Origin of the sequence: Algibacter sp. (assembly GCF_029245835.1) — a bacterium.
In the GTDB taxonomy this organism is placed as follows: domain Bacteria; phylum Bacteroidota; class Bacteroidia; order Flavobacteriales; family Flavobacteriaceae; genus Algibacter_B.
The window spans coordinates 24,277-48,173 of record NZ_JAQWOO010000027.1; the positions used below are offsets into that span (position 1 = coordinate 24,277).

The following is a 23,897-nucleotide window of genomic DNA, read 5'->3' on the forward strand; positions in this document are numbered from 1 at the left end:
TAATGATTAAAATACTTCAGATTGTTGCATTAATACAAGGTTTTTTTGTAATCATTGTATTACTAAAGAATCATAAAACCTACAAAAAAACTACATTTTGGCTATTGTTTTTTTGCTTGCTATCCATCATTTTTTATACTGCTGCCGATGATGAAAATAATTTGTTTGTCAAAGGTGCGGATTGGTTTCTTTTTGATAGCTCACTTTTTGTTACTTTCCTTTTTTTGTTTTTCAAATACTACAACAATAAGAAAGAGACCTTTCATAAATTAGATTACCTTTTTTTTCTTCCCAACATCATTTACTTTATAATTGAAGCTATTGAAATACATATGGCTAAAGATCATATTATTGTAGAAGCTATTGAAATTAGTACCGAATTTGTTTTTTTTATTTATCTCGTAATCATTGTTTATCAATTAATACATTCAAAAAAGAAATACTGGGCACTATACTTTGCCTTTCCAATAGCTCTATTATTTAGTTTTTTAATTCTCAACAATATTTTAAAAGCACTTGGTTTTAATGAGTTTTTGATTTTTAATAATCAAAACCTTAACTTTTATCTGCTCCTCATTGTGGCATTTTTATTCTATTTTTTAGCCTTTTATCTCATACATAAAAGTAAAGCTATTTTACCTTTAGCAGAATCAAATAAATACAAAAACTCAAATCTCAATCAACAACTTATTGAGCAATACAAAGCAGATTTATTGACGTGTATGCAAGTTAACAAACTGTATTTAGATGGTAAATTATCTATTCAGGATGTTTCTGACCATCTGAACGTGCCTCGTCAATATATTTCTGAAGTTTTAAATGTGCACATGCATACTAATTTTCAAGATTTTGTAAACCAATATCGTGTTGAAGAATTTATAAACCGTTTAAAAAATGATGAAAATAATCATTTTACACTTTTAAGTATTGCCAAAGATGTTGGTTTTAATTCAAAGTCCTCATTTTATGCTATTTTTAAAAAATTTAAAGGATTGACGCCAACACAGTATAAAAAGGAACTTCTAAATTAGTTTAAATAAGTCCAAATAAATTATTCTGTACGAAATAGCCAAAAAATACCATAGAAAAATTACGTTCTTTGCGAAAAATTAATGCAACTCTATGAAACCCATTTTTCTTATCACTTTTACAACAGTCTTCTTTTTAAACTTTTTAGCATTCGCGCAAGCAGATATCACAATTTCTGGAACTGTAAAAGAAAAAATTTCGCAAAACGCCATACCTTTTGCTAATATAGTTCTGAAAACAAAACAAGATAATGCTTTTGTAACAGGAACTGCGAGTGATGACAATGGTCTTTTTATTTTAGAAAACACAAATCCAGGCAACTATATTTTAGAAATTTCTAGTATGGGTTTTATTACCTATAAACAAAGCCTTTTTGTGGGTAATCTATCAGATTATCTAGATGTTAAAACTATTGAACTTGATGAAGATGTTACAGCTTTAAAGGAAGTCGTCATTGACACTAAAAAAGAGCAAATAAGTGCCAAAATGGATAGAAAAACATATTCATTAAAGGATAATATCAATCAAAGTGGCGGATCTATTTTACAGGCGATGCAAAACTTACCAAGTGTTACGGTGCAGGACGGTAAAGTAAATTTACGTGGAAACGATAAGGTTATTGTGCTTATGGATGGCAAACAAACGGCGCTTACTGGTTTTGGAAATCAATCTGGGTTAGATAATATTCCATCTTCTGCTATTGATAGAATTGAAGTAATTAATAACCCCTCTTCAAAATATGATGCCAACGGAAATGGTGGTATCATCAACATTATTTATAAGAAAAACAAAGCCCAAGGTTTCAATGGAAAGATAGGTTTTACAGGAGGCTTAGGTGCGCTTTGGGAGCGACAAGAAAACCTACCAACTATAAGACCACAATATACTGCTACACCAAAACTAAACCCTTCGCTCTCTCTAAATTACAGAAAAGATAAAGTCAATATCTTTTTCCAAGGTGATTATTTATATACCGAAACCTTAAATAAAAATGAATTTGTAACCCGAACTTATGATGATGGCAGGGTTATAAAACAACAATCGAAACGCAATAGAGATACCCAATTTACAACCTTAAAATCTGGAGTAGATTGGAATTTAGATGATAAAAATACGATTACTATTTCAGGATTATATGGCACCGAAGTGATTATTGATAATGGTGACCAACCTTTTTTTAATGACGATTTAAGTGAGCGTTCACGTCTTTGGCAATTTCTTGAAGACGAAGTAAAAATTACTGCCATGGCAACCGCTAGCTATTTGCATAAATTTAAAGAAGCTGGGCATCATTTTACTCTTGGTTTAAATTACACATTTCATAGAGAGGATGAAAAATATTTTTTCGATAATATTTTACCAAATGAGCCTGTGAGCGAAAACTCATTTAAACTCCTTTCAGACGAGCAGGTTTACGATTTTAATGTCGATTACGTTCGACCTTTAAAAAATGGTAAAATGGAAACAGGCTTAAAACTTAGAAAAAGAAATATCCCCATCAACATGCAGTTTTTTCCAGGAACAAACACACCGCTTGATATAGAAGCTGGCGGAGAAGCGGAATACAAAGAACTTATTCCTGCGGTTTATGGAAACTATGTTTTTGAAAATGAAAATTATGAGGCAGAAATTGGATTACGTGTAGAATATGTAGATTTAAACTACGATGTAAACCCAGACCATAATACTTACGAAAGTGGTGGTTATGATTATTTTGAACCTTTTCCAAATATAAGACTCGCTAAAAAAATTGATGAAAATAATAAAATTTCTATTTTTTATAGCAGACGTGTTGATAGACCTAACGAAGTTGATATTCGAATTTTCCCAAAATATGATGATGCCGAAATTATTAAAGTAGGAAACCCTAATTTACGTCCGCAATTCACCAATATATTAGAGTTAGGTTACAAAACCAGTTGGGACTCAGGGAGTTTATATTCAGCTGTATATCATTGTTTTGCTGATGGTACGATTACGAGAATATCTAGTACAGTTGGTAACGACCCACTAATATATGCCATTTTCCAAAATGCAGGAAAAAGCTATAATAGTGGTATTGAGCTGATTTATGAGCAGAAAATTTCAGATAGGTATTCCTTTAATTTTAATGCAAATGCATATCGCAATCAAATCGACGCGTTTTCAGTAGTTAACCTATACCCTAGTGAAAATATATTTTCTGCAGAAAAGCAAAAAATAACTTCTGGAACTGTAAAATTGAATAACACGTTTCATTTTGCTAAAAATTTAGATGCACAATTAACAGGAAGTTATTTAGCACCAGATATTATTCCTCAAGGTAAAAGAGCCTCCATGTTCTCAATAGATTTAGGGATTAAAAAATCGATTCAAAATGGTAAAGGCGAACTCTTTTTTAATGCCACCGATTTGTTAAATACTATGGTAATAAAAAAAGAAATTGAAGGAGAAACATTTAGTTACACCAGTAATAATTATTACGAAACACAAGTGATCCGTTTAGGCTATACTTATAAATTTTAATCAATTCTTTTAAAAATGATATTATTTACAAAGGTTTATGACTTTAAAAATTAGTAGCGTCTATTAAACAATAAACGATTAATATTACGAATGCAACCAAAAAAGAGCTCCAATAGGTTATTTTTACAATCTTAATATGTTAAGTATCTCATGCGCAACCTGCTTTTAGTAATTATATTTTTTTTCTTGTATGCACAAAACATGTATGCACAAAACTCTGAAATTCTAATCAGTGGTAAAGTTGTTGAAAATGACAACAAACTACCCATAGAATATGCTACTATAGCCTTAATTGACACCCTTTCTAAAAAACCATTAACAGGAACCATAACCACTCAAGATGGTACATTCACTTTAAAAACAAGTAACGCTAATTTCTACATAGAGATTAGTTTTATTGGTTATGAGACTCAAACTTTTAAGGATTTTAAAATTGAACAAAACAAAATTGATTTAAAAACAATAATATTAACGGAAGACAATCAAGCTTTGGATGAAGTTGTTATTAGGGCTGAAAAATCTCAAACCGAATTTAAACTTGATAAACGGGTATTTAATGTAGGTTTAGATTTGAGCTCTACAGGCGCTAGCTCCTTAGAGGTTTTAAATAGTATACCCTCAGTAAATGTAAACATTGAAGGCGAAGTAAGTTTACGAGGCAGCCAAGGTGTTCAAATACTTATCAATGGAAAACCTTCAGTACTCGCTAGTGCAGATGGCAGTGCTTTAGGAAGTATTACCGCAGATATGATTGAAAAAATAGAAGTTATTACAAATCCTTCAGCAAAATATGATGCAGAAGGTACTTCGGGCATTATTAATATCATTATTAAAAAATCTGAAAAACGCGGTATTAATGGGTCAGCCACTTTAAATGTTGGTGTTCCTAATAGCAATAGCTTTGGTTTAAGCGTTAATAGACGTACCGAAAAGTTTAACCTATTTAGTCAATTGGGTTTTGGAATTCGCACCTATCCAGATGAGCGTAAATCTATAAATCAAGATTTAATAAATAACACCACCATAACGAGTGCTGGAGACAGTGAGTTTGATGAAAAATTTAGTAACTTTCTTCTTGGTGCCGATTACTTTATAAACGACAATAACATTGTAACCCTTTCTGGATCTTATGCCTATGAGGTAGAAGACCAGTTTTCAAAAACAAATTTTAGACAAACCGATGCCTCCAATTCAAATACAGATAGTTGGTTACGTGATGAAAAAACAGAAGCTAAAAACCCCAAATTACGCTACGAGCTCCAATACAAAAAGAATTTTAACCGGCATGAAGACCAAAGTTTATTATTTAGTGCTCTAGGAAGTTCTTTTAGAAAAGATCAATTTTCAGATTTTGAAAACACAACAATCTCTGGAGACTCAAATGATTTTCAGCAAGAAACACGTACCGATTACACCTTAGAAGACTACACATTTAAACTAGACTATACGCATCCCTTTTTAGAAAAATACACCATAGAGATAGGCTCTCAGTACGCTATAAATAGTGTGTCTAACGATTTTGCTGTTAGCGATTTTATTAATGGTGATTGGGTTAACAACCCAGATTTAACCAATATTTTTGATTTTGACCAGAAAGTGTTAGGACTTTACACCACTGCTGCTTACGAAGGTGATATTTGGGGAATTAAATTAGGTGTAAGATTAGAGCATACAAATCTTATTACCTTATTAGAAACCACGAATGAGGGAAATGAAAATGATTATACCAACTTATTCCCTAGTATTCACACCTCCTATAAAATTAATGATGGTTTTTCGTTGCAAGCAGGATATTCAAAAAGAATACGACGACCAGGGTTAAGAGAATTAAATCCCTTTTCAAACATCCGAAATAATTTTAGTATCTCTACTGGTAACCCAGATTTACAACCAGAATATACAGATTCTTACGAAATTACGAGCATCCATAAAATTGGCAAAGCGTCTTTAAATTTCAGTTTATATAACCGCTATACCGTAGATGTTGTTGAGCGTATTGCCACTTTTGAAGATAACGTAAGTCTATCAAGGCCAGAAAATGTAGGTTCTAATACAACAACAGGTTTTGAAGCTAACGGAAAATACGCGCCAAATAAATGGTTCTCAATACATGGTGATTTCAATATTAATTATTTTTCTAGAAAAGGTTTTTTTGAAACCACCTCTTTTGATTTTAAAGGAAATCGATGGACCACTAGCCTAACCTCTAAGTTTAAACTGCCTGCTGAATTTGATTTAGAAATCACAGGCGATTACAGGTCTAAATTTAAAACAGTACAAAGTGAAATTGCAGATAATCTTTTTGCTGATCTTGGTTTAAGAAAAAAAATTCTTAAAGGAAAAGTGATTTTAAACTTAAGTATTCGTGATGTTTTTGCTTCTAGAATAAACCAAACAACGACGACACAACCCAACTTCTTTTTATTTAATAGCAGGCAACGTGGGCGCTTTGTTACCTTCGGAATTAGTTATGGTTTTGGTAAAGGTGAGGCTATGCAGTTTTCTGGACAAAGACGCTAACTATTCTTTAAGTTTAAAAAATACGAAAAGGTGATAGTTAATAAATTATAAGATTTTTTTTAAAAACATGACAAAAGTAAGCTTTTGAGTATATGGTATTAGTAATTTTGTAGTATCAAAATTTACCAAATTATATATTATGAATACGAACCTTAATTTACTTTTTTGCGCTATTTTCATATCTATTATATCCTGTAAACAAGCACCAAAAACAACTCATACTACCAAATCTGAAAACGAACACCATTGGAGTTATGCTGGTGAAACCGCACCAGAACATTGGATAGAAGTTGAAAAGAATTCCGATTGCGATGGCAAACACCAATCCCCCATAAACATTATTAATAAAGATGCCGATTCTGTAAAAATTAAAGGCGATTTAAAAATCAAATATACACCATCAACACTTCTAAGCGAAGTCGAAAACAACGGGCATTCCATTCAGTTTGATTTTGAAGCTGGCGATTCTATAAACTACAAAAACGAAACCTACTATTTAAAACAAATCCATTTTCACGAACCTGCAGAACATAAAATAAACGGCGTTATTTACCCCATTGAAATGCACTTAGTTCACGTAAGTAAATCAGGAAAAATAACTGTTTTAGGTTTGATGGGAGAAGAAGGCGAAGAAAGCCAACTCTTTGAATTTTTTGAGAGTTTTTTACCTCTTGAAAATGGCTCAACCAAAGATATTCATCAAAAAATTGATTTATCAAGCTTGTTTTTAGAGGACAAGCATTATTACTCCTATGGCGGTTCATTAACTACACCACCATGTACCGAGGGCGTAAATTGGATTGTGTTTAAAGAGCCTATTATTTTATCTGTTGAGGAGGTTTTAAAACTTAGAAACAATATGCCTATTAACAATTATAGAAATGAACAACCTTTGAATGATAGAGTGGTTACTTTAAATTATTAATCTTGATAAAAAAATTGAAAACCTACAAAGCAGTTATTTTTGATTTAGACGGCACACTCGTTAACTCTATTGAAGATTTAGCAGATGCTATGAATGTTGTGCTTGAAAAACGCAATTACCCTGCTTACAATTACGAAACTTACAAGACTTTTGTTGGCAGTGGTGTTAAAAGTTTAGTCATTAAATCATTACCTGAAAGCAATCCTAGTGAAAGAGAGGTGAATGCCTGTCTTGAAAATATGATGGAGATTTACAGTACATGTTGCACAAATAAAACAAACCCTTATGAAGATGTTTTAGAACTGCTAGAACAACTAAAATCTAAAAATATTAAGTTAAGTGTATTATCTAATAAAGAAGATGCCCTTACTAAAAAAGTAGTTGCAGCTTTGTTACCAAATTACTTAAATCCTGTTTTAGGACTGAAAGAAGAAACGTTAAAAAAACCAAATCCCAAGGTGGCTTTACAAATATGTAAAACCTTGAATGTAAAACCAGAAGACGTTATTTTTGTTGGCGATTCTAGCGCAGATATTTTAGTGGCTAAAAAGGCTAATATGCTTGCTGTTGGTGTATCGTGGGGATTTAGAGATCAACAAGAATTAATTGAAAACGGAGCAGATCACATCTTAAACAAACCGCTAGATTTAATACATATTCTTTAAATGCAAACTATAATTATTTTTTAGCTTTGTCGTAAAGACTAAATCCCATAAAATACTACCCGCTTCGCAAAATCTTACGAATTTACAAAACATAAAATAGCAGCAAAATCATTTTGTTTAACAAAAATATAAAATAATTAAACATTTTGTATCTTTGTACTATTATTAATTATAGTTTACTATAAGAACTATACATAAAAGAGAAATATGTTCGGATTATTCAAAAAGAAATCAGAGAAAGAAAAATTACAAGCCCAGTATGAGAAGCTCTTGAAAGAAGCCCACGCACTATCTACTTCAAACAGAAAAATGAGCGATCAAAAAATCTTTGAAGCAGAAGAAGTTATGAAACAACTTGAAAAGTTGAGCTAGTACACTTATATTAAAAATGAAAGAAGACAAAAAACCTGATAACGTCGTTTTTAATTCAGAAACCAAAACATATGATGCGGCCATCAAGCCCTATTCAACTTCTGTTGGTGCTCCAGTAATTACTGCAACAGATAATATCTCTTGGAAAAATAGGAGTATTAATAAGATAAACCATAAGGTTGAAGCAAAATATTTAAAATTACAAGCTGAATACAATAAAATGATGGAAGAGTTTGAATACAACAAACTCATTTTTGATGCTAAGTTTACTTTTGAACCTATTGTTGGCGAGGTGTATCATTTATACAAAAGAGACAATGGAGAATCTTTTCTTTCTATAATTGCTCCAGAACAATGTGATTTTAATGCATTAGGTAGTTTTTATTTGAATGTAGACCAAACTTGGGAAAAAGTATAATTCACAATCACTTAGAAACTCAAAATGCATAAGAAAGATTATAAAATACATATTATTGGAGCAGGTATTAGCGGTTTAATAGCTGCAAGAGTTTTGGAAGAAAATGGTTTCTCTCCTACTATTATTGAGGCGACTAAAAGTGTTGGTGGAAGAGTGAAAACAGACATCGTAGACGGTTATCAATTAGACCATGGTTTTCAAGTATTATTAACGTCTTATCCTGCAGCACAAAAATATCTTGACTTTGAAACTTTAGATTTACAAAAATTCTTACCGGGAGCTTCCATTTTTAAAAATGGAAAGCAAAAAATAATTGGCGACCCTTTAAGAGAGACTTCTTTTTTGTTTTCTACATTATTTTCTGGAATAGGTAACTTTTCAGATAAAATTAAAATACTCCAACTAAATAATAAGCTAAAGAAAAAAACAATTGTGGATATATTTGCTGAAGAAGAAGTATCTACATTATCATATTTATCACATTTAGGTTTCTCGGATAAAATGATAAACGAGTTTTTTAAGCCATTCTTTAGTGGCATTTTTCTTGAAGATAAATTAGAGACCTCCAGTAGAATGTTTGAGTTTATTTATAAAATGTTTGGAGAAGGTTATGCAGCCCTACCAAAAGATGGTATTAAAGCAATCCCGGAACAATTATATCAAAAATTAAAACAAACTACTTTTAAATTTGATACCAAAGTAACAGCGGTAAAAGATGGTGAAATAACACTTGAAACTACTACAAAACTAGATAGTGATTTTACAATAATAGCAACAGATGCACATCATTTAGTTTCTAATTTAAAAAACCAAACAACACTATGGAAATCTTGTAACACTTTATATTTTGAAAGTGAACAAAGAATTATTAAAAAATCTCTAATTGGTTTAATACCACATCAGGGAACACTCATAAATAATATTTTTTACCATACAAGTCTAACTACCAACGCAACTCGAAACAAAGAATTACTTTCGGTAACTGTAATTGACAATAAAAATGTATCGAATGAAGCACTCATTGAAATGGTAAAAGAAGAATTAAAAACCCATTGTGGTATTGATAATTTAAAGTTTATAAAACATTATTATATACCAATGGCTTTACCAAAATTACACAGCCTAAAATATGATATGTTACCCTCTGAAACACGTTTAAACTCTAAGATTTTCTTAGCAGGCGATACACAGCTTAATGGCTCACTAAATGCGGCTATGATGTCTGGTGAACGAGCAGCGCTAGGCATTATAGAAGCGTTATCTGGATATACTTCTTCACAAAATATTGTGCATTAAATTATAAAATGACTTCTTAAAATACGCTATAATATTAGCTTCAATCCGCTTTTGAAAAGTACTAACATCTGCTTTTACAAATGTTTCGCCAATTCATCCTTTAAAAATGACAATTCAGAAAATTACAATTTTAAAAATATAATTATTAGCTGTAATTTGTATCATTATACACAATTAAAGATAGTTACATCAAGCTATAAAATTAATTAAAGGATGAAAAAACAGATATTCAGAATCGTATTGCTTACTGGAACCGCAATCTCCCTATTTTACGTACCATGGATTTTGGTGTGGGCTTGGATATTGCCACTGCCCAATACGGTACAAGAACAAGTAGACGAAGCCATTGGTCATGGATTTGATGGTATGATTGTTTATGTAGATGAAGCGGGCGAAGCTCCAGCATTTTATGCTGGTGGCTGGAAAGACACGAAAAACAAAATCCCTGCCGACCCAAAATCACTATTCAAAATTGCCAGTATTAGCAAATTATATGTAGCTGTAGCGATTACCAAATTGGTTAACGACCAGCGTTTGGATTTGGATAAAACCCTTGCGGATTACTTTCCAGAACTTGCGGGACGCATTGAACACGCTGACAAAATAACCTTGCAATTGATGGCGCAACACAGAAGTGGGATTCCTAATATTACCGACCATCCTGGTTTTTGGGAAAACTCACCTAAATCAGCCGAAGCATGCCTTGAACTCATTTTAGATTTACCAGCTAACTTTGAACCCGATGAAGATTACGAATATTCAAACACCAATTATTTGCTGCTTTCCGAACTTATCGATAAAACAGTTGGCTATAGCCACCACCAATATATTAAGGAGGAAATTTTGGTGCCGCTTGGGCTAAAAAACACCTTCTTTTCGCTTGACGAAGTTAATATAGACGATGTAATGAGTGGTTATTATGTTGGCCATGAACCCGATTTAAAAACTGAAGAACAAGGGATGTTAGCAACAGCCGAGGATGTGGGCATATTCCTGAGAGCCTTAAACGACGGCTCTGTATTTGAGGGCGACGAAAAAGACATTTATGCTTCCATTTATGTGTACAACCATGGTGGTTTGGTTCCTGGGTATCAAAGTCTTGCAGAATACCATAAAAATATTGACACGGTTGTTGTGCAATTTATGAACACTACTGATTTTAACGGATACCAATGGAATTTATCTGAGATTGTAATACATCGTATTGTAAAAATTGTAAGGACTAACAAAAACTCATAAAAAAGTTTAAAAACCGTGAAACATTTTGGTTTGAAGAACGTCTTACCAAAAAAAGCACGAAACGCTTTTTACAAAACAAAACATTATATGACAATTTTAGTAGTAGGTGCAAGTGGCGCCACAGGAAAACAATTAGTAGAACAACTGCTTATTAAAAAGCATAACATTAAAGTGATTGTAAGATCTCCAGAAAAGCTACCAGAATCTTGGAAAAGCAATGACAACCTACAAATAATCGCTGCTAGTATATTAGATTTAAACGACGAAGCCATGCGTAAACATGTTGCTGATTGTGATGCCATTGCCTCGTGCCTTGGACATAATTTAACTTGGAAAGGCGTTTATGGACAACCCAGAAAACTGGTGACTGATGCTGCTCGACGACTATGTGATGCTGTAAAAACCAATGCTCCAAAAAAGCCCGTTAAGTATGTTTTAATGAACACAACTGGAAATCGTAATCGTGACTTAAAAGAACCAATTTCCTTTGCTCAAAAATGTGTGATTGGGCTGCTACGTTTATTATTACCTCCACATGTGGATAATGAAAAAGCGGCAGATTATTTACGCACCCAAATTGGGCAAAACAATGCATTTATTGAATGGGCGGCTGTTAGACCAGATAATTTAATTGACGAAGACCAAGTAACCGATTATGAAACACACGCGTCGCCAACAAGAAGCGCCATTTTTAATGCCGGAAAAACCAGTCGTATAAATGTGGGGCATTTTATGGCTAATTTAATTAGCGATGCTACTTTATGGACCACATGGAAAGGGCAAATGCCTGTGATTTATAATAAATCGGCTGCAGAATAATACCTATACCAAATAAAGGTAATACCTTTAAAATTAAAACTTATTTATAACATGAATAGATTGAATCAATTTATTGAACGGCATATATCAGGAAAGAAAGTATTATCACTTTTTATCATCACCAATGTCATTTATGTTTTTATGCTAACTATTACCATTCCAAGAACCATGGCCTTCTCAGATGGAATGAAATTGTTGGACATGATGCCTATGGGCTATGATTTAAATTACGTTAGCGAACTATTTAATGCCCTTGGGGAAATTGGGCGTGATACCTATCTAACAAAACAAATTCCTGTTGATATGTTCTATCCATTGCTTTTCGGGCTTTCGTACTGTTTGCTTCTTGGATATTTTTTAAAAAAACTAAACAAGCTCAAAACACCTTACTCCTTTTTATGCCTACTTCCAATAATTGCAGGAATTGCTGATTATTTTGAAAATTTCGGAATAGTTGCAATGCTTAGTACTTTTCCGGACGTGACAAATATATTAGTAAGTGCAACAAATGTATTTACAATCATAAAAAGTGTTTCGACAACCCTGTTTTTCATAACGCTGATAATTGTACTAGTAACGCTTGGATTTTCAACTATAAAAAGGAAAAACAAGTAATTACTTCAAATACTCCAAAACGTTTTGCTCTATACGCTCTTGAATATTAGACACATCCGCTTTTACAAAGGTTTCGCCTGTGATGTTTTCATAAAGCTCTATGTAACGTTCTGAAACAGACTGAATATACTCGTCACTCATAAAAGGCACCGTTTGTCCTTCTAAGCCTTGAAAATCGTTTGAGATTAACCATTGACGCACGAATTCTTTAGAGAGTTGCTTTTGGGCTTCACCTTTATCTTGACGTTCTTGATAACCATCGGCGTAAAAATAGCGCGAGGAATCTGGTGTGTGTATTTCGTCAATCAACACGATTTTTCCTTCTTTAGTTTTCCCGAATTCATATTTGGTATCGACTAAAATCAAACCTCTTGAAGCGGCAATTTCAGAACCGCGTTGGAATAATTTGCGTGTATAATCTTCTAAAACTACATAATCTTCTTCTGAAACAATACCACGTTTTAGAATGTCTTCACGCGAAATATCTTCATCATGGTCGCCCATTTCGGCTTTGGTTGCTGGTGTAATAATAGGTTCTGGAAACTTATCATTCTCTTTCATACCTTCGGGCATTGGTACGCCACAAAGCATACGTTTGCCTAATTTATACTCGCGTGCTGCATGACCAGACATATAGCCACGAATGACCATTTCTACTTTAAAAGGGTCGCATAAATGCCCCACGGCAACATTGGGGTCTGGAGTTGCGGTTAACCAATTAGGAACTAAATCTTCGGTTGCTGCCATCATTTTAGTAGCGATTTGGTTTAGTATCTGCCCTTTGTATGGAATACCTTTTGGCATTACGACATCGAATGCGGACAGCCTATCGGTTGCTACCATGACTAATTCTTCGTCATTGATGTTATATACGGCTCTTACTTTTCCTTTATAAAGACTTTTTTGTCCTGGAAAATTGAAATTGGTGTCTGTTATGGTGTTACTCATTGTGTTTTGCTGTTGGCCTTTAGCTTTTGGCTATTAGCCTTTTTAATTGTGTGTTTTGTTTTTAACTAAAAAGCCCTAGCCCAGATTGAGGCTTTGTTGAAGCTCTTTTTGTGTTGTTGCACATATGCAACACAAAAAAGCGACTGCCGAAAGCTGGAAATAGCTTCTAATTATTATTTTTCTAATGACACTTGAGACGTTTCGACTGCACTCAACGTGACATTACGTTTTCTTATTGCGACTTAACTGAAAACTGCGACTGCGACTGTTTACTTTTTATTGTCTAGTCTACGTTTTCTATACTTTTATATGCTGCAATAACTTTTTTAACGAGTTTATGACGGATAACGTCTTTATCGTCTAAAAAGATCATGCCGACGCCTTCTACATTTTTTAAAATTAACAAAGCTTCTTTTAAACCCGAAATGGTTCGACGTGGTAAATCTATTTGACCAGGATCGCCTGTTAAAAGAAATTTAGCGTTTTTGCCCATACGCGTTAAAAACATTTTCATTTGGGCGTGCGTGGTGTTTTGTCCTTCATCAAGAATTACAAAAGCATTATCTAAAGTGCGCCCGCGCATAAAGGCTAATGGTGCAATTTGTATGGTGCCTTTTTCTATATAACTTGCTAATTTTTCGGGAGCAATCATATCGCGCAACGCATCGTATAACGGTTGCATGTATGGGTCTAGTTTTTCTTTTAAATCGCCAGGTAAAAAACCAAGGTTCTCCCCTGCTTCTACTGCGGGACGTGTTAATATAATTCGCTTTACCTCCTTGTTTTTTAAAGCTTGAACTGCCAAAGCAACACCTGTATAAGTCTTACCTGTACCCGCTGGACCAATGGCAAAAACCATATCGTTTTTACGCATAAGCTCTACCATTTTGCGTTGGTTTGCAGTTTGCGCTTTAATCAGTTTTCCACCAACACCATGCACAATAGTTTCTCCACTTTGCTTTGATGTTGAGTAATCATCACTACTTTGGCTGGTTAACACGCGTTCAATTACGTTTTCATCCAATTTGTTATACTTTGCAAAATGCTTTAGTAGCATGGTAATACGTCTATCAAATTCCTCAAGTAATTCCTCATCACCAAAGGCTTTAATTTTATTACCGCGGGCAACAATTTTTAATTTTGGAAAGTATTTTTTAAGAAGTTCAATATTTGCATTTTGAGCTCCAAAAAATTCTTTTGGAGTTATTTCTTCGAGTTCGATAATAATTTCGTTCAAAAGCGTGTTATTAGTTAAATAATTTTCAAATATATTAATTGAAATAATGTTTACTTAGATGAAATGATTTATTAGTTTTGTATGACATACATGTGAAACTCAAAAATACATAAATTTGAGTGACAAAACGCTAAAAACATATCAACAATTTTGCCCATGGCAATCATAACATTAACAACTGATTTTGGTGAAAAAGATTACTTTGGTGGCGCAACAAAAGGCGCCATCTATAGTGAGCTACCTGATGTTAGAATTGTTGATATCTCTCATTCTGTTTCGGCTTTTAATATTCCGGAGGCTGCTTATATTATTCAAAATGCATATACTAGTTTTCCGAAGGGTACCATACATATTATAGGAATTGATTCTGAGATAAACCCTGAAAATAAACACATTGCTATAAAACTAGATGACCATTATTTTATTTGTGCAAATAATGGTATTATGAGTATGATTTGCTCTGAAATTGCGCCAGAAAAAATTGTTGAAATAAATATTCATGATAAAATACAAAGTAGTTTTCCGGTATTGGATGTATTTGTAAAAGTAGCTTGTCATATTGCTCGTGGTGGCACTTTAGAAGTTATTGGCAAACCTATTTCTGAAATATGCCCCATTAAAAATATTGTACCTTACGTTAATGACGATAAAACTCAAATAATAGGAAGTATTATTTATATTGATAATTATGGAAACGTAGTTACCAATATTAAACGAAACTTTTTTGAAACCGTACAAAAGGGACGGGATTTTGAAATTTCGGCACGGAACTACACCTTTAAAAAAATACATAATAAATATAGTGATATTGTAAACTTTGAAATTCCAGAAAACAAGCGTCATGATGAAGGGAGAAAGCTTGTTGTTTTTAACTCTGGTGATTTTTTAGAAATAGCTGTTTATAAGAGTAATAGTGCTACAGTTGGTAGCGCATCAACGCTTTTAGGACTCAGATTAATGGATACTGTAAGCATTAATTTTATTCCAAATCCAGTCATTCCAAAAGGGTCTGAAATTCCGCAAAATATTAAAGCTTCAGATTTTTAATTTAAAGAATATTTATGCTAGTAAGAATAGTTAAAATGGGATTCTATAAACAGAATATTGAAGTATTTCTTCAAAATTTTGATGACACCAAAACAAGAATAAGAGCTTTTGAAGGTTGTAATTTTTTAGAATTATATAGAGATAAAAACGACCCTAGTATTTTCTTTACTTATAGCTATTGGGAATCTGAAGCCGCTTTAGAAAATTATAGAAAATCTGAGTTATTTAACACCGTTTGGAGCAAGGTGAAACCACTTTTTAGCATCAGACCAGAAGCTTGGAGTGTTGATAAGTTGCAAAGTTTAGAGTAACAAATGAACCGGCATTACGAAACAAATTGATAAATTTGTTGTGGCAATCTTTTAAGAAATTAACACGAATAAAAAGATTACCACGTCGTTACCTCCTCGTAATAACATACAAATCAAAAAACAAATGCTTGCCATTTTAAAAAAAGAAATAAATTCATTTTTCGCCTCACCAATAGGCTATTTGGTTATTGCTATATTCTTAGTTTTAAACGGTTTATTTCTATGGCTCTTTAAAGGCGAGTTTAATATTTTAGATTACGGGTTTTCAGACTTATCACCCTTCTTTTTACTAGCACCTTGGATTTTAATTTTCTTGATTCCTGCTGTGACTATGCGTAGTTTTTCAGATGAACAAAAACAAGGTACTTTAGAGCTACTATTAACCAAACCTATTTCACATTTCCACATTGTTTTAGGGAAATATTTCGGGGCACTTCTTTTAATATTAATTGCGCTTTTACCAACATTACTACACGTTTATACGGTTTATCAATTAGGAAACCCGGTTGGTAATTTAGACCTAGGAAGCACTTTAGGTTCTTATTTGGGCTTACTGTTTTTAGTGGCTGCTTACACCGCTATTGGTGTTTTTGCGTCAACGTTATCAGACAATCAGATTGTGGCATTTATCACTGCTGTTTTTATCTGTTTTATATTTTATATTGGTTTTGAAGGGGTTGCAGAGTTTATGTCTAGTGATTTTGTAGAACAATTAGGCATGAGCACGCATTATAAAAGTATGAGTCGTGGCGTTTTAGACACTCGAGACATCATCTATTTTTTAAGCATAACCATATTCTTTTTATTGCTAACCAAACTAAATATAAACAAAGCAAAGTAAATGATTATTACGCCTTTATTTGTGTTTTTTCTTGTTCTAGTATTTATAGCAGTTTGGCTATTTATTAATACTATTGATAAACGCAAATGGCTCACATTTATAGTAAGTTTAGTACTAACGCCTATTGTTTATTTTTACTTGTTTTACCCGATGCTGAATATATTTAGTGCGTATCATCATGAAAAATATTTTAATGCGGAAGCTTGGGAAGAGCAACCCGAATTACGCTATGAAATGGCTAATCAAATTCTAAATGATAGTGTATTTATAGGAAAGAAAAAAAGTGATATTAAAGCCCTTTTAGGAAAGCCAGAATGGTTTAGTTGGGATGATACGCTAAAAATAAATTCGCAAGACAAATGGAATTACAATATGGGTTTTAAACCAGGCGCTTTTAATGATAAGCAAGAATGTTTAGAATTTCAATTTACAAATAATCGTGTTGAATCGATAAGACCTTATCAATTAGAAAAGACCTTTTGAATAAAACTATAAAATACATATTGATTTTAATAATTGCTTTAATGGCAATTAACTTTATAAGCAGTAAAGTGTTTAAACGTTTTGATTTAACTACGGATCAACGTTATACCTTAAGTGAATCTGCTACAGAAATAATTGAAGATTTAGAATCTCCAATGGTTCTGGATGTGTTTTTAGAAGGCGAAGATTTCCCTTCGGAATTTAGACGACTTAAAAACGAAACAAAACAGTTATTAGAAGAGTTTTCAGCTGTAAATAATAATATTATTTTCAACTTTATTAATCCGTTGGAGGATGAATCTACACGAGAGCGTAATATTCAGCAACTCACTCAACGCGGATTAACACCAATGCAGCTAAGCGTTCAAGAGAACGGAAAATCATCACAAGCTGTTATTTTCCCTTGGGCTTTGGCAAGTTATAATGAGCGTACCGTTATTATTCCTTTGGTAAAAAATAAAATTGGAACCTCACAACAAGAGTTGGTTAGTAATTCCGTTCAGCATTTAGAGTATGCTTTTGCAGATGGGTTTAGTAAACTTACCAAACCAAAACGCCGGAAAATCGCTATTTTAAAAGGCAATAAACAATTGGAAGACAAGTACATTGCTAATTTTGTAAAAAAACTTGGTGCGTATTATTATATCGCTCCTTTCACCCTTGATAGTGTGGCTTCAAACCCACAAAAAACACTTAAAGCTATTAATCGTTTTGATTTAATTATTTCTGCAAAACCTACAGAAGCTTTTTCTGAGGAAGAAAAACTAGTTCTAGATCAATATACCATGCATGGCGGAAAAAGCCTTTGGTTAATTGATGCCGTAGCTATGGAAAAAGATAGTTTATACAACGCTACAGGAACAAGTTACGCAGTGAATAGAGATTTAAATTTAACCGATTTCTTTTTTAAATATGGTATTCGTATTAACCCCTATTTGGTAAGCACACTTTACTCTGCGCCTATTACTTTGGCTATGGGCGAAGGCAGTCAGTCGCAATTTCAGCATTTAAAATGGCCGTATTCACCTTTAGCAGGCTCCAGTAGTAAACATCCTATTACTAATAATTTAAACTTAGTAAAATTCGATTTTGCGAATCAAATTGACCTCTTAAAAAATGAGATCCATAAAACCATACTTCTTGAAACTGCGCCTTTAACAAAATTAGAAGGCACACCCAGAGAAGTGAGTTTAGAGTTGGTTACTAAAGAACAAAATCCGCAAAGCTTCAATACAGATAATCAAACACTTGCCGTATTGTTGGAAGGGCAATTTAATTCGGTTTACACCAATCGCATCAAGCCTTTTAATATTCAAGACTCAAAAAATAAAAGTGTTACAACAAAAATGATTGTAATTGCTGATGGCGACGTTATAAAAAACGATGTTATTAGAAACGTACCACAAGAATTAGGTTTTGATAGATGGACGGGAAAGACCTACGGCAATAAAGAATTTTTACTGAATGCGGTTAATTATTTATTGGACGATAACGGACTTATAAACATTCGATCTAAAGAAATTGATGTAGCCTTCTTAAATCAGCAAAAAATAGCTTCAGAAAAAACCAAGTGGCAACTTATAAACATCTTACTACCATTAGTTTTACTTGGTGTATTGGGTTTTGCTTTCAACTACCTGAGAAAGAAAAAATACGCTTCTTAAATGTTAATAAGTTTGTTTCCAAATATAGACTGTTTGGAATATATTTGTAAGTAGTGATTTTGGAAAACTAAACACAGTTATTTACATGAAACAGTTATAACTAAAAGCATGTTCTTGTTTTTATACTCATAACATAAATGTTGCATGTAACCTTATAAAAAAATATAATCTAACACATGAAATTTATAGTATCAAGTACTTATTTATTAAAGCAATTACAGGTTTTAGGTGGCGTTATTAATAGCTCGAACACCCTACCTATTTTAGATAATTTTTTATTTGAATTAGACCACACGCAACTTACCGTTTCTGCAAGTGATTTAGAAACCACTATGGCTTCTACATTAGATGTTGAGAGTGATAGTAAAGGCAGTGTTGCCATTCCTGCTCGATTGTTATTAGATACTTTAAAAACCTTCCCTGAGCAACCTTTAACTTTTGTTGTTGAAGAGAACAATACGGTTGAAATTAGCTCTAACCACGGTAAATATGCTTTGGCTTATTCTAATGGAAACGAATTCCCTAAGGCTGTTGCGCTAGAAGACCCAAGTAAAACGGTTATAACTGGAGATGTTTTAGCAACCGCTATTAGCAAAACTATTTTTGCTACTGGAAACGATGATTTACGCCCTGTAATGAGCGGTGTATTTTTTCAATTTTCTACGGAAGGCTTAACCTTTGTGGCTACTGATGCTCATAAATTAGTGAAGTATACGCGTGAAGATGTAAAAGCAAATCAGGTTGCTGAGTTTATTATGCCTAAAAAACCATTAAATCTTTTAAAAGGTATTTTGGCAGCTAGTGAAGATGATGTAACAATTGAATATAACGACAGTAACGCTAAATTCACGTTTGAAAATTCTGAGTTGATTTGTAGATTAATTGATGGAAAATATCCAAACTACGAAGCGGTAATCCCGAAAGAGAATCCGAATAAACTAGTTATTGATAGAAATCAGTTTTTAAATTCTGTGCGTCGTGTTAGTATTTTCTCTAACAAAACAACCCATCAAATACGTTTAAAAATTGCTGGAGCAGAATTAAATATTTCGGCTGAAGATATTGATTACAGCAACAAAGCCGAAGAGCGTTTAACTTGTGATTATCAAGGCGATGACATGCAAATTGGGTTTAACTCGCGTTTTTTAACAGAGATGTTGAATAACTTAAGTGCAGATAACGTACAGCTAGAAATGAGCATGCCAAATAGAGCAGGTATTTTAACGCCTGTTGATGGTTTGGATGAAGGGGAACATATTACGATGTTGGTAATGCCTGTGATGTTAAATAACTAAATTCCTCCGTTTGCAGGAATCTCAAAATATAAAAGCAGTAATCTTTAATTTAGGTTGCTGCTTTTTTTTGTCTTATTTTCTTTTTAAGAAAAATCAACTAACTTCGCTTAACAATCAATAAAGTGCATTGAAACACAACTTTATCTTTGCATTAAACGAAGCTCTTCAAAACAAACCAACTTTCGCGTTAGAAAATCAAGCCAGCAATCAAGTGCGTTAAGGATTGAGGCATTGTTGAAGCTCTTTTTGTGATGTTGTATGCAACACAAAAAAGTGACTGCCGAAAGACTGACCCTTGTGGTAACGCCCAAAACATTAAAACAAAAAAAACGCCCACTAAAAAGTGAGCGTTTCATGTATCTCATTCAAATTCACTTTCTAATAAAATCAACCAAATGGTTTATGAGTTGTATGGGTTGAGTGTTGAAGAAATCGCAATAGTTGAAAACGCTCAAGATTAACACGAACCTCCAAAAAAATAAAAATAGGCGAGCTAAATGGCGACTTTAGAGCATCGTTAAAATAAAAAGAAGCCTTATTAAAAATTGTAGCACCCAATTTTTATATACTACATATTTTTAGTTATTTTGTTTTGTTATTGCAGCATCGGAGAGATAATCTTTTGTGATGAATAACATACCAAAGTGTAGTTCCTGTTGGACTGTATCCCTCAAGGCAATGGCTTTGGTTTTTTTATTTCATTTTTACTAAAAATAGTATCTTCAATTTACAATTAGTAAGCCCTCGCTAGCGCACGTATTAATTATGACTAAATTTTAAAATGGAAATGTGATTTCTGCGTTAAGGATTGAGGCATTGTTGAAGCTCTTTTTGTGTTGTTGCACCTATGCAACACAAAAAAGCGACTGCCGAAAGCCTGACCCTTGTGGTAACGCCTAAAACATTAGAACAAAAAAAAACGCCCACTAAAAAGTGAGCGTTTCATGTATCTCATTCAAATTCACTAACTAATAAAATTAAGAGATAAAGGGTATGTTGGGGTTTCGCCTCGGCTTGCTCTTATGGCATTTACAATAGGAAATATTATGGATACGACCCCTAAAACTGCAAAACCTAAAAGGCCTAAGCCAAATAATAAAATTAGCGGTATGCAGATGATACAATACAGTATTAAACTTAACTGAAAGTTTATAATATTTTTACCGTGTGTATCCATTTGAGACACTTTTTCTTTTTGTGTGAGCCAGAGTACTAATGGTAATATTAAACTACCAAAACCAGTTACTAATGTGATTAACTGACTTAAATGTGTGATGACTAATAGTTGATTATCTTGTCGCATGATGATTAATTATTGATTGATACTTATATGACGCATATGTTTTGAAATTGTTACATACCAATATGCTAAATCTATAATTAACCCAGAAATATTGTGCTATTGATACTGCATAACCAAAAGTGGAATATCAATTTTAAAGGCAAACCTTTCAACGGAATGCGTTGTAAATAAACGCTCTAAAAAAGAATGTTTTTTATTCATAATGGCTAACATATCTATATTGTTTTCTTGAATATAATTATGAACAATGGTAAACATCTCGTTACTTGGTGTATCTATAAACTCATGATTTACATTATTAAAATTAGCATCTAAGAAATCCAAATTATCGAAAGCCTCATAGGCTAAATGATTTTGGTCTGCTAAATGAAGAATTTTTAATGACGCTTCATTAAAAGTTATTATTTTATGTAATATTTTGACTTCTTCTGGCTTAAAAATTTTAGAGTTTGTTGTAGCAAAAGCAATCGTATCTATGCTTTTAAATTTGCATCGGTCTGGAATGGCTAAAACGGGAGCTTTACAACGTTGCATAACACGAACGGTATTACTGCCAAAAAGCATTTTTTCTAAACCTGATGCACCTTTGGTTCCCATAATTATCAAATCAATACTATTGTTTTTAGAGACTTGATTTATAGCGTCTATAAAATTATCATAATCTACTATAGAATGAAATGTATGTTTTTTATTTTCAAACTCTTCTTCAATTGTTGTGATGATGTTATTGATAGATTTTTTTGCTGCATTTATTAATGTTTTATAAATCGTTGTGGATGAATTAACCACCATCATATCATCGGTGATAAATGAAGACGCTTTCTGTACATTTAAGATGTAAAACTGACATTCTTGATCTTTTAAGAATTCTAAAGCATAGTAAATAGCATTTATTGAATTTTTAGAAAAGTCTGTTGGTAATAGAATATTTTTCATGACCTTATAATTAATAACCAAGTAAACTTATAGCAATCAAGTATTAAATACTATGATATAAATCATTTAAATCACAACTATACAATATCACTAATAAATTAGTATAATAATTTTAAGCATTGTATTTTCGGCACAATAAATGATTAATAGTACGTTATAACCTAAATTACTTTTATGATACGTATTTCTTTTTTGTTATTATTTTTAATTTCTATATCTCTAAACGCACAAAATAATGCTGTTGGTGCTGGAGAAAAATTGACTTACACAGCTTCTTATAATATGTCGGGTATTTTAACTGATTTAGCTGAAGTTACTATGGAAACCAGTGCTGTTAAAACATCAAAAGCAACACTTTTAAGATTAAAATGTAAAGCTACCACGTATAGTAAATGGGATAGTTTTTTTAAAATTAGAGATTTGTATGAAAGTTATGTAAACCCAAATACGCTAAAGCCTTATTTATACAATAGAGATATTAATGAAGGCGGCTATTACAAGAACGTGAAATACACCTTTAGCCATAAAACTAAAACGGTAAAAACAGTACAAAAGAAAAAAAGTGGTTGGGAGCAAAAGAAAACGGTATCCATAGGTTCTGATACTAAAGATATTATTTCTACTTTATACACTATAAGAACTTTTGATTTTAATAATTTAAGCTCTGGAACAAACAAAATATTTACAATTTTATTTGATAGAGAAGAAGTTAAAGCCAGAGTAACGTATTTAGGAAAAGAGACTATTTCTACAGCTTTAGGACGCAAAGCATGTTATAAAATTGCATTAGGATCTGCTAGTTCTAATACTGTAAGTGGTACTTTATGGCTTACAGCAGATGAAAATAAAATTCCGGTATATGGCAAATTTAAAATCCCAGTAGGTACAGGAGAGTTAAAGATAAAATCTGCTTCAGGTTTAAAAAACTAAAACATATTTTAAAATGAAAAAACTCTTTACCATTCTAGCTTTAATAGCCTCTATTTTAGCTATTATTTTTTCGGTTTTACCGCTTTCAAACTTAGCAATTATTCCGGCTATAGCAGCATTAGTTTTTGGTGGTATGGCATTCTATCTATCTAAAAAAACTGGAAAAGTTAAAAAAATAATACAATTTATATTTCTATTAACCATAATGGCATTAGCAATTACAACCTATAAATCAATTTTCACAAAAACTGAAGTAACCAATACGGAAACTATTGAAGCCACAGAAAGTAAATTAGAAGAGCAATCTATTGAAGAACTAGAAAATCTTGATATTGAAATAGACGATTCTGAATTAGAAGATATTTCGTTTGAATAGTAAGTAATTTCTGCTGTAAATTTGTATATTTGTGATTGATTAAAATGAACCTAACAGGTTAAAAATTTCAATATCTATCTGGATAATTTGTTAGTTGCATCTAATCAATAATTATTTAATATA

General features: G+C 32.4%; 23 protein-coding genes. 19 read left to right on the plus strand and 4 right to left on the minus strand.

What is annotated here, in order from left to right; all coding sequences use genetic code 11:
- The first annotated feature begins 2 nt into the window (after positions 1 to 2).
- From P8K68_RS03790 to P8K68_RS03840, 11 genes are all read left to right on the plus strand, one after another.
- Entirely contained in the window at positions 3 to 1,031 is a 1,029-nt protein-coding gene (locus tag P8K68_RS03790) for an AraC family transcriptional regulator (protein ID WP_300248316.1), read from the plus strand.
- Positions 1,032 to 1,122: 91 nt separating this feature from the next.
- Positions 1,123 to 3,534, plus strand: coding sequence for an outer membrane beta-barrel family protein (locus P8K68_RS03795; RefSeq protein WP_300248317.1), 2,412 nt, complete (start codon positions 1,123 to 1,125; stop codon positions 3,532 to 3,534).
- A gap of 201 nt (positions 3,535 to 3,735) precedes the next feature.
- A complete protein-coding gene (locus P8K68_RS03800; RefSeq protein ID WP_300248318.1) occupies positions 3,736 to 6,054 on the plus strand; it encodes a TonB-dependent receptor in 2,319 nt (772 codons plus the stop codon).
- Positions 6,055 to 6,193: 139 nt separating this feature from the next.
- On the plus strand, positions 6,194 to 6,979 hold the full coding sequence (locus P8K68_RS03805) for a carbonic anhydrase family protein (RefSeq protein WP_300248319.1): 786 nt from the start codon (positions 6,194 to 6,196) through the stop codon (positions 6,977 to 6,979).
- Between the two features lie 14 nt (positions 6,980 to 6,993).
- Positions 6,994 to 7,644 carry an HAD family hydrolase gene (locus tag P8K68_RS03810; protein WP_300248320.1) on the plus strand — a complete coding sequence of 217 codons (651 nt, stop codon included), beginning with the start codon at positions 6,994 to 6,996 and terminating at the stop codon, positions 7,642 to 7,644.
- Positions 7,645 to 7,851: 207 nt separating this feature from the next.
- Positions 7,852 to 8,016 (plus strand): Lacal_2735 family protein, encoded by a 165-nt coding sequence (locus tag P8K68_RS03815; protein WP_300248321.1) that lies wholly within the window; start codon positions 7,852 to 7,854, stop codon positions 8,014 to 8,016.
- A 16-nt stretch (positions 8,017 to 8,032) separates the two neighbouring features.
- The gene (locus P8K68_RS03820) at positions 8,033 to 8,434 is read left to right on the plus strand and encodes a DUF2452 domain-containing protein (protein ID WP_300248322.1); all 402 of its coding nucleotides are present in this window, start codon (positions 8,033 to 8,035) and stop codon (positions 8,432 to 8,434) included.
- 24 nt (positions 8,435 to 8,458) lie between these two features.
- On the plus strand, positions 8,459 to 9,730 hold the full coding sequence (locus tag P8K68_RS03825) for an NAD(P)/FAD-dependent oxidoreductase (RefSeq protein ID WP_300248323.1): 1,272 nt from the start codon (positions 8,459 to 8,461) through the stop codon (positions 9,728 to 9,730).
- 213 nt (positions 9,731 to 9,943) lie between these two features.
- Complete coding sequence (locus P8K68_RS03830) at positions 9,944 to 10,969, plus strand: serine hydrolase domain-containing protein (protein ID WP_300248324.1); 1,026 nt, start codon at positions 9,944 to 9,946, stop codon at positions 10,967 to 10,969.
- 87 nt (positions 10,970 to 11,056) lie between these two features.
- Positions 11,057 to 11,788 carry an NAD(P)-binding oxidoreductase gene (locus P8K68_RS03835; protein ID WP_300248325.1) on the plus strand — a complete coding sequence of 244 codons (732 nt, stop codon included), beginning with the start codon at positions 11,057 to 11,059 and terminating at the stop codon, positions 11,786 to 11,788.
- Positions 11,789 to 11,839: 51 nt separating this feature from the next.
- Complete coding sequence (locus P8K68_RS03840; protein ID WP_300248326.1) at positions 11,840 to 12,403, plus strand: hypothetical protein; 564 nt, start codon at positions 11,840 to 11,842, stop codon at positions 12,401 to 12,403.
- Here P8K68_RS03840 and P8K68_RS03845 read toward each other — a convergent pair whose 3' ends face one another.
- A complete protein-coding gene (locus P8K68_RS03845) occupies positions 12,404 to 13,351 on the minus strand; it encodes a phosphoribosylaminoimidazolesuccinocarboxamide synthase (RefSeq protein ID WP_300248327.1) in 948 nt (315 codons plus the stop codon).
- A gap of 283 nt (positions 13,352 to 13,634) precedes the next feature.
- Positions 13,635 to 14,588: a PhoH family protein gene (locus tag P8K68_RS03850; RefSeq protein WP_300248328.1), complete on the minus strand. Its 954-nt coding sequence runs from the start codon at positions 14,586 to 14,588 to the stop codon at positions 13,635 to 13,637.
- Between the two features lie 156 nt (positions 14,589 to 14,744).
- Here P8K68_RS03850 and P8K68_RS03855 point away from each other — a divergent pair, with 156 nt between their 5' ends.
- From P8K68_RS03855 to dnaN, 6 genes are all read left to right on the plus strand, one after another.
- Positions 14,745 to 15,635 (plus strand): SAM-dependent chlorinase/fluorinase, encoded by an 891-nt coding sequence (locus P8K68_RS03855; protein WP_300248329.1) that lies wholly within the window; start codon positions 14,745 to 14,747, stop codon positions 15,633 to 15,635.
- A gap of 14 nt (positions 15,636 to 15,649) precedes the next feature.
- Positions 15,650 to 15,946, plus strand: coding sequence for an antibiotic biosynthesis monooxygenase family protein (locus tag P8K68_RS03860; RefSeq protein ID WP_300248330.1), 297 nt, complete (start codon positions 15,650 to 15,652; stop codon positions 15,944 to 15,946).
- A gap of 124 nt (positions 15,947 to 16,070) precedes the next feature.
- Positions 16,071 to 16,787: a gliding motility-associated ABC transporter permease subunit GldF gene (gldF, locus tag P8K68_RS03865; RefSeq protein ID WP_300248331.1), complete on the plus strand. Its 717-nt coding sequence runs from the start codon at positions 16,071 to 16,073 to the stop codon at positions 16,785 to 16,787.
- Entirely contained in the window at positions 16,788 to 17,270 is a 483-nt protein-coding gene (locus P8K68_RS03870; protein WP_300248332.1) for a hypothetical protein, read from the plus strand.
- A gap of 8 nt (positions 17,271 to 17,278) precedes the next feature.
- Complete coding sequence (gene gldG, locus P8K68_RS03875) at positions 17,279 to 18,934, plus strand: gliding motility-associated ABC transporter substrate-binding protein GldG (RefSeq protein WP_300248421.1); 1,656 nt, start codon at positions 17,279 to 17,281, stop codon at positions 18,932 to 18,934.
- Positions 18,935 to 19,110: 176 nt separating this feature from the next.
- Positions 19,111 to 20,229: a DNA polymerase III subunit beta gene (dnaN, locus tag P8K68_RS03880; RefSeq protein ID WP_300248333.1), complete on the plus strand. Its 1,119-nt coding sequence runs from the start codon at positions 19,111 to 19,113 to the stop codon at positions 20,227 to 20,229.
- A gap of 964 nt (positions 20,230 to 21,193) precedes the next feature.
- On the opposite strand, the gene P8K68_RS03885 is transcribed toward dnaN, so the two are convergent.
- Both P8K68_RS03885 and P8K68_RS03890 read right to left on the minus strand, forming a co-directional pair.
- Positions 21,194 to 21,532 (minus strand): DUF4870 domain-containing protein, encoded by a 339-nt coding sequence (locus P8K68_RS03885; protein WP_300248334.1) that lies wholly within the window; start codon positions 21,530 to 21,532, stop codon positions 21,194 to 21,196.
- Between the two features lie 96 nt (positions 21,533 to 21,628).
- Positions 21,629 to 22,468 carry a universal stress protein gene (locus P8K68_RS03890; RefSeq protein ID WP_300248335.1) on the minus strand — a complete coding sequence of 280 codons (840 nt, stop codon included), beginning with the start codon at positions 22,466 to 22,468 and terminating at the stop codon, positions 21,629 to 21,631.
- A 174-nt stretch (positions 22,469 to 22,642) separates the two neighbouring features.
- Between P8K68_RS03890 and P8K68_RS03895 the strand changes: the two genes are divergently transcribed.
- The gene (locus tag P8K68_RS03895; protein ID WP_300248336.1) at positions 22,643 to 23,398 is read left to right on the plus strand and encodes a DUF3108 domain-containing protein; all 756 of its coding nucleotides are present in this window, start codon (positions 22,643 to 22,645) and stop codon (positions 23,396 to 23,398) included.
- A 13-nt stretch (positions 23,399 to 23,411) separates the two neighbouring features.
- Positions 23,412 to 23,774 carry an FUSC family protein gene (locus P8K68_RS03900; RefSeq protein WP_300248337.1) on the plus strand — a complete coding sequence of 121 codons (363 nt, stop codon included), beginning with the start codon at positions 23,412 to 23,414 and terminating at the stop codon, positions 23,772 to 23,774.
- Positions 23,775 to 23,897 lie beyond the last annotated feature (123 nt).